This window comes from Priestia sp. TSO9, from assembly GCF_021029645.1.
GTDB lineage: Bacteria > Bacillota > Bacilli > Bacillales > Bacillaceae_H > Priestia > Priestia megaterium_E.
This window is the reverse complement of the sequence record NZ_JAJEKD010000016.1, coordinates 248,460-262,465: the sequence shown is the minus strand read 5'-3', so window position 1 is coordinate 262,465 and position 14,006 is coordinate 248,460. Positions and strand designations below refer to the sequence as shown.

The window sequence follows — 14,006 nt, the reverse complement described above, 5'->3', positions numbered from 1 at the left end:
TTTTTTATTTAAAAAACAAGCGTGGCACCTCCTGTACGCTTTACTCCTCTCATTGATGCTAAATCTTCCACTAATTTTAGCAGCGCTTTATCTTTTAACTTTGCTTCTATCATTACGTCAAAATCTCGTCCAATATCTTTAGCCATTTGCAAAAAAGGTGCGATAAAATCAGTTGAGACATAATCAGAGTGACTTCTAAATTCTTTTTCAGATTTAGGAGAAGAGATATGTACTTTTGGTTTTAACCCGATATGTTTCCATGTGTCAAAGATACGAGGGAGCAATAATGCAAGAGGTTCTTCTCCTTCATTTGCTTTGTGGTGGTGATAATCAAAGAGAAGAGGGACTTTCTCTTTTTCGCATACAGCTAATGTTTCTTCAGTTGTGTATGTTTTATCATCATTTTCAAGAGTCATGCGCTTTTTAATGACAGGTGGCAGCGTTTGAATATTTTCATGAAATCGACCGATCGCTTTTTCTTTATTGCCATAGGCTCCACCTACGTGAATATTAATAAGAGCTTGATCGGCCACTCCCATCGCTTCAAGCATTCTATAGTGATAATTCATATCTTTTACCGCATTTTCTGTAATATGTTTTTTGTCGCTTGTAAATAATGTGAACTGATTGGGATGAAAACTCACGCGCAGCTGATGATTCCGAATCAATTCTCCTATCTCTGACCAATCGTCTTGGAACGCATCAATGTAATTCCAATCTACTTCAGGATGAGTAGCTAAAGGGACAAGAGAAGATGATAATCGATACAGCATAATTTCATGGGCAATATTAAAATGTAAAGCGCGCTTAGTATGATTTAAATTTTGTTTTGTGACGTAATGAAGCTTATCCAGCCTCTCATTTTTTTTCATTTTTTCCCATCTGGTAAACGTGAGGGTTTTCGCAGGTGAGCAGTCCCAAAGCGACAGGGCATGTGATACATAGCCAAATCTAATTTTCATTGTAAATTTTCCTCTTTTCGTTCATTAAAGCAACGGAGAAATAAAGGTTGCAAATCCTTGCTTTAGTTTTTCACTCCATTTTCGGTTTTTGACATCTTCTAAAGACAAAATGGGGCATTCCCCCATACAAGCTTTAAAGCTGTTCTTTACCTCTTCAATGTATGTGGCATCGTAGATTAAACAGTTGATTTCAGCGTTTAAGAACAAGCTTCTTTTATCAAAATTAGCCGTTCCTACATCGCAGATAACATTGTCTGCAATTAATACTTTTGCGTGGTAAAAACCGTAATAATATTGATAAATCATACAGCCTGCTTGAAGTAATGTAGGAAGATAGGCAAATGCAGCATGATGAACAAGCGGTTGATCTGCACGCATTGGAATTAAAATATGAACTTTTACTCCCCTTGCGCGAGCTTGCAGTAAAGCATTCATCAAAGGTTCACTTGGAATAAAATAAGGAGTACCTATGTACAGTTCCCTATTGGCTTGGTTGATAATCGATAAAAAGCTTTCTTCAAGTGAAAAACCTTCAGTCGACTTTAGCTGAATAACATAGTCTCCTTCAGAGGCTGGTGGAAAGTACCTTTCCACTTTACGCAGGTCTAAGCCGGTAGCAGCATACCAGTCGCTCAACAGCTGTATTTGAAGATCTTGGATACCTTCACCTTCCATACGCAGGTGGTAATCTTTCCACACCCCAAGCTTGGCGTCGAGTCCTAAATATTCTCTTCCGATATTAAAACCGCCAATGTAGCCAACTTTCCCATCAATAACGGCCATTTTACGGTGATTGCGTGCGTTGAGTGTATAAAACAAATAAGGCCACCGTAGCGTTCGACTGTAAGCAAAATGAACGCCTTGTTTCTTTAAGAATGCAATTTTGTTTTTCTTGATTTTATAGCTTCCCACACGGTCTACCAATAACCGGACTTCAATATTTTGCTGTGCTTTTTGGACTAGTAAATCTAAAAAATCTTGGCTAATTTCATCATTTTGTACGATGTAAAACGATAAATGGATAAATGAAGAGGCATTTTCTATTTCATGAAATAAATCTTTATACAAGACATTCCCGTCTGCGAACAAAAAAAGAGAAGCACGGCGCTTTGGAAATGTATTTTCAGCCTGAGAAAATACTTTCTTTCCAACGCCAAGGTCAATTGCAAGCCAAGCAATAAAAATAATAAAAAGTAAAATTACAACCATGCCGCTCATCATGTCACCTCTTTTCTCGATGTCAATACATTTTATGTTGTTCTTAGTGTCACCTTGTTTAAATAGAATATGAACAAAAGAACGAAAAGATATTGACTGAATGCTCATTCATTATATACAATGAAAGCAGATATATTATCAGAAAATTTAGTCGTCAGGAGGAAAGAAAGGTAACAAATTATTCAAGGAGGGGACGAGATGACAGTATTGCTGTGGGTGAATTTTCTCTTTTTTATTATTGTAACCGCTTACGCTGTTTCTTTGTTTGTATATTTGATTCGCACACGCATTGAGTATATTCAATTAGGGAAAAAAGTAGAATTTGATCAGCGGTTAAAAGAAAGACTGCAAAAAATTTGGGTGAACGTGTTTGGACAAAAGAAGCTGTTAAAAGATAAAAAAAGTGGAATTATGCACGTCATGTTTTTTTATGGGTTTATTTTAGTTCAGTTCGGCGCGTTAGACTTCATTATAAAAGGTTTGCTTCCAGGTAAACATTTGCCGCTTGGACCTTTATATCCCGGCTTTACATTTTTTCAAGAAATTGTGACGCTTTTGATTTTAGTAGCAGTGGTCTGGGCTTTTCACCGCCGCTACGTCGAAAAGCTTGTGCGTTTAAAAAGAGGGTTTAAATCTGGTTTAGTACTGATTTTTATTGGAGCACTTATGCTGTCAGTGCTTGTTGGAAACGGTATGTCAATCATCTGGCATAATCATGAACCGTCATGGACAGAACCGATTGCGTCATCGATTGCCATCTTGTTTAAGGGAATCAATGACGTTGCCGCTATCTCCATTTTTTATGTTTCATGGTGGATTCACTTAGCCGTGTTATTGACGTTTTTAGTATATGTTCCTCAATCAAAACATGCTCATTTACTGGCTGGACCGGCCAATGTATTTTTTAACCGTGTTTCTAAGCCAGGTAAGCTTGAAAAGATTGATTTTGAAGACGAGACGCAGGAGACGTTTGGGGTTGGAAAGATTGAAGAATTCACGCAGCACCAGCTTATTGATTTATATGCCTGTGTGGAATGCGGTCGATGTACGAATATGTGTCCAGCAACGGGTACAGGGAAAATTTTATCTCCAATGGATTTAATTTTAAAGATGCGCGATCACTTAACAGAAAAAGGAGCGGTTGTGACATCTAAGGCTCCTTGGGTTCCTACGTATGCATTCTCCAAAACAAAAGGAAATCAGCTGGCGATGATGGCGGCCAGCCAAGGCGGAGAAGAAGCCGCAGCAACAGCGGAATATAATCCCGCTTTAATTGGAGATGTCATTACGGAAGAAGAAATTTGGGCATGTACAACGTGCCGAAACTGTGAAGATCAATGTCCCGTAATGAACGAGCACGTAGATAAAATCATAGATTTACGACGTTTTTTAGTATTAACTGAAGGAAAGATGGACGCGGATGCTCAGCGTGCCATGACGAATATTGAGCGTCAAGGAAACCCTTGGGGATTAAACCGAAAAGAGCGTGAAGAATGGCGACATATAAGAGAAGATGTTTACATTCCGACTGTTAAAGAAGTAAGTAAAGCCGGCGAAACGTTTGAGTATTTGTTCTGGGTAGGTTCGATGGGATCTTATGATAACCGCAGCCAAAAAATCGCTCTATCGTTTGCAAAGCTTCTCAATGAAGCGGGTGTTTCATTTGCGATTTTAGGAAATAAAGAAAAAAATTCTGGTGACACGCCGCGCAGGTTGGGCAATGAATTTTTATTCCAAGAGTTAGCTTCTAAAAATATCGCTGAATTTGAAAAAAATGAAATCAAAAAAATTGTTACGATTGATCCACATGCTTACAATATTTTTAAAAATGAATATCGAGATTTCGGTTTTGAAGGAGAAGTGTATCATCACACAGAATTACTAGCTATGTTGGTGGAAGAAGGTAAGCTGTCACCAAAACACGCGGTTAATGAAAAAATCACCTTCCATGATTCCTGTTATTTAGGAAGATATAACGAAGTATACAGTCCACCAAGAGAAATTTTGAAAGCAATTCCAGGTGTTCGTTTGATTGAAATGGATCGCAACCGTGAAAATGGTATGTGCTGTGGAGCAGGAGGAGGGTTAATGTGGACGGAAGAAACAACCGGCCAGCGCATTAATGTAGCGCGCACCGAACAGGCCTTAGCCGTTAACCCAAGCATTATCAGTTCAGGTTGCCCGTACTGCTTAACGATGCTAAGTGACGGAACAAAAGCAAAAGAAGTAGAAGAACAGGTTCATACGTATGACGTAGCAGAACTGCTTGAAAAGTCAATTTATGGCGACGTGCAAGAACAGGTTTCATAAAGGAGAAGTAGAGATGGTCTTCATCTCTACTTTTTACAGAAAGGAAATTGAGCAAGCGTTCAATCGGCGAGGACAAAGAGGAAGAAAAAGGAGGAAACAACAGTGGGGAAAACAGTTATTGTGAGTGCAGTTCGAACACCTTTTGGAAAATTAGGTGGCAGCGTAAGTGGACTAAAAGCAGCAGAACTAGGCGGGAAAGCGATTCAAGCAGCATCAAAGGGATGTACAGAAATTGATTCCGTTATTATGGGATGCGTGCTGCAAGGGGGCCAAGGACAGCTGCCTTCTAGGCAAGCCATGCATTATGCAGGTTTACCGTGGCAAGTAGAGACGGAAACCATTAATAAAGTCTGTGCATCGGGTATGCGCAGCATTACAACTGCTGATCAGCTGATTCGATTAGGAGAAGCAAAAACAATCATTGCAGGTGGAATGGAATCGATGAGTAACGCACCGTATCTTCTTCCAAAAGCAAGGTGGGGGTTCCGTATGGGAGATAGCGTTGTGACGGATTTGATGGTTCATGACGGTTTGACATGCAGCTTTACAGGGGTCCAAATGGGTACGTATGGAAATGAAATAGCTTCTGAAATGGATATTTCCCGAGAAAAGCAGGATGAATGGGCCCTTCGCAGTCATCAATTAGCGGTAGAGTCAGAAGAGAAAGGGAGATGGACCGCAGAAAGAATTTCAGTTTATATTCCGTCTAAAAAAGGAACGATAACGGTTCAAAAAGATGAAGGACCAAGAAAAGACACGTCGTTAGAAAAACTTTCTTCTCTTCGGCCTGTATTTGGTCACAGCGGAACCATTACAGCAGGAAATGCACCTAGCGTGAATGACGGAGCAGCTGCGATCATGCTAATGGATGAAGATGTGGCAAAAGCAAATGGCTATGAGCCGTTGGCTACGATTGTAAACCATACTTCTCTTGCGATGCAGCCAAGGGAATTTCCGAAAACGCCTGGGTTTGCTATTAACAAGCTATTGCAAAAAACAAATAAGACAGCAGACGATATTGCGCTGTTTGAAATCAATGAAGCTTTTTCAGCAGTAGCGTTGATGAGTATGGAAATTGCAGGGCTTCCGGCTGAAAAAGTAAATGTGAACGGCGGGGCTGTAGCACTTGGACATCCGATTGGAGCAAGCGGCGCCCGTATTGTTGTAACGCTCATTCATGAATTAAGACGACGAGGCGGCGGACTAGGCATTGCTTCTATTTGCAGCGGCGGCGGCCAAGGTGATGCCATTATGGTAGAAGTGTAAAAGGGGGATACCAACTTGAATATTGAAACAGTTATGGTTATTGGAGCAGGTCAGATGGGAGCAGGAATTGCGCAAGTATTTGCTGCGAGCGGATACCAAGTTTCTTTGTATGACGTTGATCAAAAAAATATACAAAAAGGAATAGAAGGTATTGATAAACGTCTGAAAAAGCAGGTGGGAAAAGGTTCTCTCTCAGCTAAGGAACATGAAGGGATTATGGAGCGCATTCAGCTGGCAAATGAAATAACGGCAGCACAAAAAGCAGATTTAATCGTCGAAGCGGTTGTGGAAAAAATGGAAGTCAAACAAGCCATTTTTGCGGATTTGGATTCGTTAGCCCCGAGTCATACTATTTTAGCAACCAACACGTCTTCGCTTCCTATTACTGAAATTGCAGCTGTGACCACTCGACCTGAAAAAGTAATTGGCATGCACTTTATGAATCCTGTTCCGGTGATGAAGCTCGTTGAAATTATTAGAGGGCTGGCTACTACCGATGAAGTGTATCAAGCAGTCTATGAAACAACGAAAAAGTTAAATAAAACCCCGGTGGAAGTTCATGATTTTCCCGGTTTTGTTTCAAATCGAATTTTAATGCCAATGATTAACGAAGCTGTGTTTACGCTCTATGAAGGTGTAGCAAACGAAGAGGATATTGATCAAGTCATGAAACTAGGAATGAACCATCCAATGGGACCTTTGACATTAGCAGATTTCATCGGCCTCGATACATGTTTGTTTATTATGGAAACGCTTCATAAAGGGTTTGGTGATGACAAATATCGTCCTTGTCCATTGCTTAGGAAATATGTAAAGGCAGGGTGGCTTGGTCGAAAAACAGGAAAAGGGTTTTTTACGTACGAAACATAAAGGAGTGGCGAAATGATCTTTTTTACGTCTGAACAACACATGATTAAAAAGATGGTAGCTGATTTTAGTGAAAAAGAAGTCGCTGCGGCTGTGCCAAACATGGAAAAGGGTGAATTTCCTCGAGGTTTATTAAAGCAGATGGCTGATCTTGGCCTGATGGGCATTCCCGTTCCTCAAATTTACGGAGGGGGCGGATTGGACTTTGTGTCGTACATGATTGCCATCCACGAAATATCAAAAGTAAGTCCAGCCCTCGGCGTCATTCTCTCTGTTCATACTTCTGTAGGTACGAATCCTATTGTCGTATTTGGGACGGAAGATCAAAAACAAAAGTATGTAAAAAAACTGGCGACAGGTGAATATTTAGGTGCTTTTTGTTTAACAGAACCTAGTGCAGGGTCTGATGCTGCAAGCTTAAAAACAAAGGCAGAACGAAAAGGAGACCACTATCTTTTAAATGGCTCAAAGCTTTTCATTACAAACGGTGGCGAAGCAGATACGTATATTGTATTTGCTAAAACGAATCCCGAACGCGGGTCGAGAGGGATGAGCGCTTTTATCGTTGAAAAGACGATGGAGGGATTTTCAGTAGGAAAAGATGAACATAAGATGGGCCTTCACGGTTCTCGAACGGTTCAACTTCACTTTGAAAATATCCAGGTGCCTGTAGAAAATCGTCTCGGAGAAGAAGGTGAAGGCTTTCGAATTGCGATGGCTAATTTAAATGCCGGAAGAATTGGTATTGCTGCTCAGGCGGTAGGAATTGCTGAGGGTGCGTTAACGGCAGCTAAAAACTATGCCAATGAACGATATCAATTCGGAAAACCGATTTTATCTCAGCAGGGTATTGCTTTTAAGCTGGCTGATATGGAAACGGCTGTTGAATCAGCGAAGCTTTTAATGTATAAAGCCGCTTTTTTATATGATCAAAAACTTCCTTGTAAAAAAGAAGCCTCAATGGCGAAATTATTTGCTTCCCAAACGGCCATGAATGTAGCAATCGATGCGATTCAAGTTTTGGGAGGCTATGGTTATATGAAAGATTATCTAGTAGAGAGGTATTTTCGCGATGCCAAAGTATGCGAAATCTACGAAGGTACAAGCGAAATTCAGCGCATCGTCATTAGCAGTCAATTATAGGGGGAATAATCATGTTTTTTAAACTTTCAGAAGAACACGAAATGATTCGAAAAATGGTGCGGGACTTTGCCAAAAACGAAGTGGCTCCGACAGCTGCACAACGAGATGAAGAAGAGCGTTTTGACAGAGGAATCTTTACGCAAATGGCTGATCTAGGATTAACAGGTATTCCATGGCCGGAGCAATACGGAGGAATTGGCAGTGACTATCTAGCTTATTGCATTGCCGTTGAAGAACTGTCTAGAGTATGTGCATCAACAGGCGTTACTTTGTCGGCTCATACTTCTCTTGCCGGCTGGCCAATCTATACATTCGGAACAGAAGAACAAAAACAAAAATACCTGAAACCTATGTCAACGGGTGAGAAAATAGGTGCTTATGGGTTAACCGAACCGAGCGCTGGATCAGACGCAGGAGGAATGAGAACGCTCGCTGTAAAAGACGGAGAAGATTATATTTTAAATGGTTCTAAAATCTTCATTACAAACGGCGGCGAAGCGGATATTTACGTCGTATTTGCTCGCATCGACCCCAATGAAAAACGCACGAGCGCTTTTATTATTGAAAAAGATATGCCTGGATTTTCAGTTGGTAAAAAAGAAAAGAAACTGGGCATTCGCTCTTCACCTACCACAGAAATTATTTTCGAGGACTGCCGTGTTCCAAAAGAAAATTTGCTGGGAAATGAAGGAGAAGGATTTAAAGTTGCGATGATGACACTAGATGGCGGCCGAAATGGCATTGCAGCGCAGGCTGTAGGAATTGCTCAAGGGGCGTTAGATGCGGCTGTAGCTTATGCCAAGGAACGTCAGCAATTTGGTAAGCCAATTATTTCTCAGCAAGGAATTGCGTTTAAGTTAGCTGACATGGCCACGAGTATAGAAGCTGCAAGACTGTTAACCTATCAAGCTGCTTGGCTGGAGTCCCAAGGGCTGCCATATGGCAAAGAATCAGCCATGTCAAAATTATATGCCGGGGATACGGCCATGAAAGTAACGACAGAAGCTGTTCAAGTATTTGGAGGGTACGGTTATACAAAGGATTATCCAGTAGAACGTTTTATGAGAGATGCAAAAATCACGCAAATTTATGAAGGTACACAAGAAATTCAGCGTCTCGTTATTTCTAGGTATCTTGCTAAATAAAACACTTGTTGTAGGAGAGGTGAAAAAATGAAAAAGAGAGAAGTTCTCACATCCATTAAAGATGAAAAGCTGATTGTAGAGCGTCGTAATCAAATGATTAAAGGGGCCGTCACGCTATTTAAGGAAAAAGGTTTTCACCGAACAACAACAAGGGAAATTGCCAAAGCCGCTGGGTTCAGTATCGGTACACTTTACGAATATATTCAATCTAAAGAAGATGTTTTATATCTTGTATGTGACAATATTTACGATGAAGTGAGAGAGCGATTAGAAGAGATGGTAGTGGATCGTTATACAATCGCTGAGCTTCAACAAGCGATTCAGCACTATTTTAAAGTTGTGGATGAGCTTCAAGATGAAGTATTAGTCATGTACCAAGAAGCGAAATCGCTGTCTAAAGATGCGCTTCCATATGTATTGAAAAAAGAGCTGGATATGGTTGAAATGTTTAAGGTTATTATCGAAGGCTGCGTAGAAAACAATCAGTTTGCACTTACGGATAAAGAAATTTCGCTGTTTGCTCATCATTTATTTGTTCAAGGTCAGATGTGGGCATTTCGCAGATGGTGGCTGCAAAAGCATTATTCACTAGAAGAATATACAAATATGCAGTTAGATTTTTTACTTAAAAATTTTTCATTTCAACAACTGTGTGAGGGGGAGACAGTTTGAATACAAGCAAAAGACCGCTTCGTTTTTTAACCGCTTCTAGTCTGTTTGACGGCCACGACGCGTCCATTAATATCATGAGACGAATTCTTCAAGCCAAGGGGGTAGAAGTCATTCACCTGGGACATAACCGATCTGTCGAAGAAATTGTTAACGCTTCCATACAAGAGGATGTTCAGGGGATTGCCATTTCTTCTTATCAAGGCGGCCATGTAGAATATTTTAAGTATATGTACGATTTACTCCACGAACAACAGGCTTCTCATATTAAAATTTATGGCGGAGGAGGAGGGGTAATTATTCCAAGTGAGATTCAAGAGCTTCATGATTACGGCATTTCTAAAATCTTTTCTCCGGAAGATGGACGAAAAATGGGGTTAGAAGGCATGATTCAATTCATGATTGATGATTGTTATTACACAAATCCACCTGCACTGCCGAAGGATCGAACCTTAACGCCAGCTAATGACCGTTTAATTGCCCAGCTTATTACATGCGCTGAAAATGAAGCCTATGAATACACAAAAGAGCACGCAGCTGCTCTTGAAGAAATCCGAGAAAGTGTAATCGAAAGCGAGACGGATCAAAAAATACCGGTTATTGGAATCACAGGAACAGGAGGAGCGGGGAAAAGTTCGCTTACGGATGAATTAGTAAGAAGGTTTATTGAACATATTCCAGATATTCATGTAGCTGTTTTATCCGTCGATCCAACTAAACAAAAAACCGGAGGAGCGCTTCTTGGGGATCGAATTCGCATGAACATCGCAGCGTCTCCTCGTGTGTATATGAGAAGTTTGGCCACACGTTCATCTGGACATGAGCTATCGGCGGCCATTCGAGATGGAATTGCCGTCGTGAAAAAAGCGGGTTTCGACATTATCATCGTCGAAACAAGCGGCATCGGGCAAGCTGATGCTCAAGTCAAAGATATTGCAAACGTCTCTCTTTATGTAATGACAAGCGAATTTGGCGCGCCGTCGCAGTTAGAAAAGATTGAAATGATTGATTACGCAGACTTTATTGTAATCAATAAATTTGAAAAAAAAGGTTCCGAAGACGCAAAAAAACAAGTGCAGCGTCAATATCAGCGTAATCATCAGCTGTTTGAAAATAATCTCTCTACCATGCCAATTTACGGAACAATTGCGAGTCAGTTCAACGACGGGGGAACAAATATTTTATTCGAAGATCTTGTAAATCATCTGCATCAAACATGCCGTACGTCTTGGCACGTAGAAAAATCATCAGAGCGCGTAAGTGAAAAGAAATATACCATCATTCCTAATGACCAACAGCAATATTTACAGGAGATTGTAAACAGCGTTCACTCTTATCACCGCAATTCGGATGTTCAAGTGCAAACAGCGCGTAAATTTTATCAGCTAGAGGGTGCTCTGGAGGAAGTGGAAACAGAAACAGCCAAGCAAGAGCTCACTCACCTAAAGGAGAAATATCAAAAACAGCTAACGGCTGAATCAATTGAAAAGCTGGAAAACTGGCCGAAATTAAAAAGTCAGTATGGGCAAGAAGAACTTATTACAAAGATAAGAAATAAAGAAATTAAAACCTCTCTGCAAGTTGATACCCTATCAGGACTGCGTATTCCGCGCGTGGCCCTTCCAAAAGTTAAAGAATACGGGGAAGTTCTTCGTTTTCTTTATAAAGAAAATGTGCCAGGAGCGTTTCCTTATACAGCAGGTGTTTTTCCGTTCAAACGAAAAGGTGAAGATCCTAAGCGTCAATTCGCAGGCGAAGGAACACCAGAACGAACAAATCGCCGCTTTCACTATTTGTCAAAAGATGATGAGGCTAAACGTTTAAGTACAGCGTTTGATTCTGTAACGCTTTATGGAGAAAATCCAGATCCAAGGCCGGATATCTTCGGGAAAATTGGCGAAAGCGGCGTAAATGTCTGTACGCTTGATGATATGAAACTCCTGTATAAAGGATTTGATCTTTGCCATCCGTCGACTTCCGTTTCGATGACGATCAATGGGCCAGCTCCAATATTACTAGCTATGTTTATGAATACCGCTATCAGTCAGCAGGTGGAAAAGAAGGAAGAGGAGCTGAAGCGTCCTTTAACAGAAGAGGAATACGAGGACGTAAAATCGGGTACGTTGCAACAAGTGAGAGGAACTGTTCAAGCGGATATTTTAAAAGAAGACCAAGGGCAAAATACGTGTATTTTTTCCACGGAATTTGCATTAAAAATGATGGGAGATATTCAGCAGTACTTTATTGACGAGAAAGTGCGCAACTATTATTCTGTTTCTATTTCAGGCTATCATATAGCTGAAGCAGGGGCTAACCCGATTTCTCAGCTAGCTTTTACATTGGCCAACGGCTTTACGTACGTGGAATATTACTTGAGTCGAGGCATGCACATTGATGATTTTGCTCCTAATTTATCATTTTTCTTTAGTAATGGACTTGACCCTGAATACACGGTTATTGGACGTGTAGCGAGAAGAATCTGGGCAATTGTGATGCGTGATAAATACGGCGCGAATGAACGCAGTCAAAAGCTTAAGTATCATATTCAAACATCCGGCCGATCGCTTCATGCACAGGAAATTAATTTTAATGATATACGTACCACGCTGCAAGCCTTAATGGCCCTTCATGACAACTGCAACTCCCTTCATACCAATGCGTATGATGAAGCAATTACAACACCGACAGAGGAATCTGTACGAAGAGCGATGGCCATTCAATTAATCATTACAAAAGAGCATGGATTAACTAAAAATGAAAATCCGCTACAGGGTTCTTTTATTATTGATGAACTAACAGACTTGGTAGAAGAGGCGGTACTGGCTGAGTTCCAACGCTTAAATGATCGAGGCGGCGTTTTAGGTGCGATGGAAATGCAGTATCAGCGAGGTAAGATTCAAGATGAATCGATGGAATATGAGATGCAAAAACATACGGGAGATTTACCTATTATAGGAGTAAATACGTATATTAATCCAAATGAAGAGGAAAATTCCTCAGGTGATGACATGCAGTTAGCCCGCGCATCAAAAGAAGAAAAAAATCATCAAATTAATCAGCTTCAGAAGTTTCAGCAGCAGCATGAAGAAAAAAGAGAAGATGCGCTGAAAAGGTTAAAGAAAGCTGCAACAGAAGGAGAGAACATTTTCAAAGAGTTAATGGAGACCGTTAAAGTAGCTAGCTTAGGAGAAATTACGCGAGCTTTATATGAATGCGGTGGGCAATATCGCCGAAATATGTAATAATGTATCGTTAGTATATAGTGATATATTAAAAGCCGAGATGACTGTTTGTGGGTCATCTCGGCTTTTATAGACTTAACCCTAGCTGAGTCAGAATAACTGATGGTGAATTCCTTTTGATTAAAGGATGCTGTTGGCTTATTAAGTAGAATGTATTATAGTGATAAAATGTCTATTTTTTCGTTGTTTTATGCGAAATTCTCGAGAATTTTAGAAACGAGGCTAGCATAAATGTATTGAATTTGTTTATAATGAATGGTATGTATTTATTCGTTTCCATCATTTACACATATGATGAATTGATTTAATAGATTTTCGATATACATAGCCATAGAAAGGATGTGCCAGATTTGAGTTTAGCACAGTACTCAAAAACGGATTTAAAAGAAATGTCGATGATTGAGATTGCTTATGCGCTTCTAGAAGAAAAAACAGATCGTCAAGCAATGTCATTCCAAGAAATTATTGCTGAAATTAAAGCAGCAGCTGAAATGTCAGATCAAGAATTAAAAACGAGATTAGCTCAGTTTTATACAGATATTAATATTGATGGTCGCTTTTTAACAGTAGGGGACAACCATTGGGGTCTTCGTGGATGGTATCCTTTTGACCAAGCTGAAGAAGAAGTTATTCCGGTTGCAAAACCTAAAAAGAAAAAAGCGAAAAAAGCTGTTGTTGAAGAAGTTGAAGATTTTGATGATTTAGAAGAAGATTTGGATTATGAAGACGTTGATGATCTAGAGGAAGAAGATTTTGAAGACATTGACGAGCTAGAAGAAGATGAAGATGATCTTGCAGAAGACGATTTTGACGATTTAGAAGATGATCTAGACGATGATGATGAAGAGGAAGAAGAAGATTATGAGGACGACAAAGAAAAATAATCCTTCTTGACTTTTTCAAGCGAAGTAGGTAGAATCTTTTTTGGGCTCTTTAAACAAGCATTTAAAAAGTTTTTATTTAAAATAGACTATTGCTCCCAATCCAGTTTTGGTATTGGGAGCAATTTTTTTATTTTATCTATCCATGTTTTACACCCCGATATGTTCTTATAAATCCTTGATAGAAACTTTCTTTTGGTTCTTGAACGTTTCACATTCATAAGGTTTCTTATAATTTCGCATGCACAATGAATGAATTGTGATTGTTTATGTGAAAACTTTTAATATTGTACAGTTCAAATT

The 14,006-nt window shown here is 39.9% G+C and carries 10 protein-coding genes; 8 read left to right on the top strand and 2 right to left on the bottom strand.

The genetic code is table 11. The features are described from left to right. Window positions 1-8: 8 nt before the first annotated feature. Window positions 9-962 carry a UV DNA damage repair endonuclease UvsE gene (uvsE, locus tag LJC66_RS26235; protein ID WP_230933816.1) on the bottom strand — a complete coding sequence of 318 codons (954 nt, stop codon included), beginning with the start codon at window positions 960-962 and terminating at the stop codon, window positions 9-11. A 24-nt stretch (window positions 963-986) separates the two neighbouring features. Beyond that, window positions 987-2,180: a cardiolipin synthase gene (gene cls / locus LJC66_RS26230; protein ID WP_195696991.1), complete on the bottom strand. Its 1,194-nt coding sequence runs from the start codon at window positions 2,178-2,180 to the stop codon at window positions 987-989. A gap of 198 nt (window positions 2,181-2,378) precedes the next feature. Between cls and LJC66_RS26225 the strand changes: the two genes are divergently transcribed. The 8 genes from LJC66_RS26225 (at window position 2,379) to rpoE (ending at window position 13,706) form a co-directional block, all read left to right on the top strand. Beyond that, window positions 2,379-4,490, top strand: coding sequence for a (Fe-S)-binding protein (locus tag LJC66_RS26225; protein ID WP_230933815.1), 2,112 nt, complete (start codon window positions 2,379-2,381; stop codon window positions 4,488-4,490). Window positions 4,491-4,592: 102 nt separating this feature from the next. Further along, a complete protein-coding gene (locus tag LJC66_RS26220; protein ID WP_230933814.1) occupies window positions 4,593-5,756 on the top strand; it encodes an acetyl-CoA C-acetyltransferase in 1,164 nt (387 codons plus the stop codon). A gap of 15 nt (window positions 5,757-5,771) precedes the next feature. Next, entirely contained in the window at window positions 5,772-6,626 is an 855-nt protein-coding gene (locus LJC66_RS26215; RefSeq protein WP_230933813.1) for a 3-hydroxybutyryl-CoA dehydrogenase, read from the top strand. A gap of 12 nt (window positions 6,627-6,638) precedes the next feature. Beyond that, window positions 6,639-7,766, top strand: a complete 1,128-nt coding sequence (locus LJC66_RS26210; protein ID WP_230933812.1) for an acyl-CoA dehydrogenase — start codon at window positions 6,639-6,641, stop codon at window positions 7,764-7,766. Window positions 7,767-7,777: 11 nt separating this feature from the next. Further along, window positions 7,778-8,911, top strand: a complete 1,134-nt coding sequence (locus LJC66_RS26205; RefSeq protein ID WP_230933811.1) for an acyl-CoA dehydrogenase — start codon at window positions 7,778-7,780, stop codon at window positions 8,909-8,911. A 27-nt stretch (window positions 8,912-8,938) separates the two neighbouring features. After that, window positions 8,939-9,583: a TetR/AcrR family transcriptional regulator gene (locus tag LJC66_RS26200; RefSeq protein ID WP_014457745.1), complete on the top strand. Its 645-nt coding sequence runs from the start codon at window positions 8,939-8,941 to the stop codon at window positions 9,581-9,583. After that, window positions 9,580-12,822, top strand: a complete 3,243-nt coding sequence (gene icmF, locus LJC66_RS26195; RefSeq protein ID WP_230933810.1) for a fused isobutyryl-CoA mutase/GTPase IcmF — start codon at window positions 9,580-9,582, stop codon at window positions 12,820-12,822. Before LJC66_RS26200 ends, icmF begins: the two co-directional genes overlap by 4 nt. Before the next feature lie 350 nt (window positions 12,823-13,172). Beyond that, window positions 13,173-13,706, top strand: a complete 534-nt coding sequence (rpoE, locus tag LJC66_RS26190; RefSeq protein ID WP_195695675.1) for a DNA-directed RNA polymerase subunit delta — start codon at window positions 13,173-13,175, stop codon at window positions 13,704-13,706. Window positions 13,707-14,006 lie beyond the last annotated feature (300 nt).

Bases quoted from the DNA above. Each gene is read 5' to 3' on its own strand.
- uvsE (WP_230933816.1), bottom strand. From the start codon at position 962: ATGAAAATTAGATTTGGCTATGTATCACATGCCCTGTCGCTTTGGGAC.
- cls (WP_195696991.1), bottom strand. From the start codon at position 2,180: ATGAGCGGCATGGTTGTAATTTTACTTTTTATTATTTTTATTGCTTGG.
- LJC66_RS26225 (WP_230933815.1), top strand. From the start codon at position 2,379: ATGACAGTATTGCTGTGGGTGAATTTTCTCTTTTTTATTATTGTAACC.
- LJC66_RS26210 (WP_230933812.1), top strand. From the start codon at position 6,639: ATGATCTTTTTTACGTCTGAACAACACATGATTAAAAAGATGGTAGCT.
- LJC66_RS26205 (WP_230933811.1), top strand. From the start codon at position 7,778: ATGTTTTTTAAACTTTCAGAAGAACACGAAATGATTCGAAAAATGGTG.
- LJC66_RS26200 (WP_014457745.1), top strand. From the start codon at position 8,939: ATGAAAAAGAGAGAAGTTCTCACATCCATTAAAGATGAAAAGCTGATT.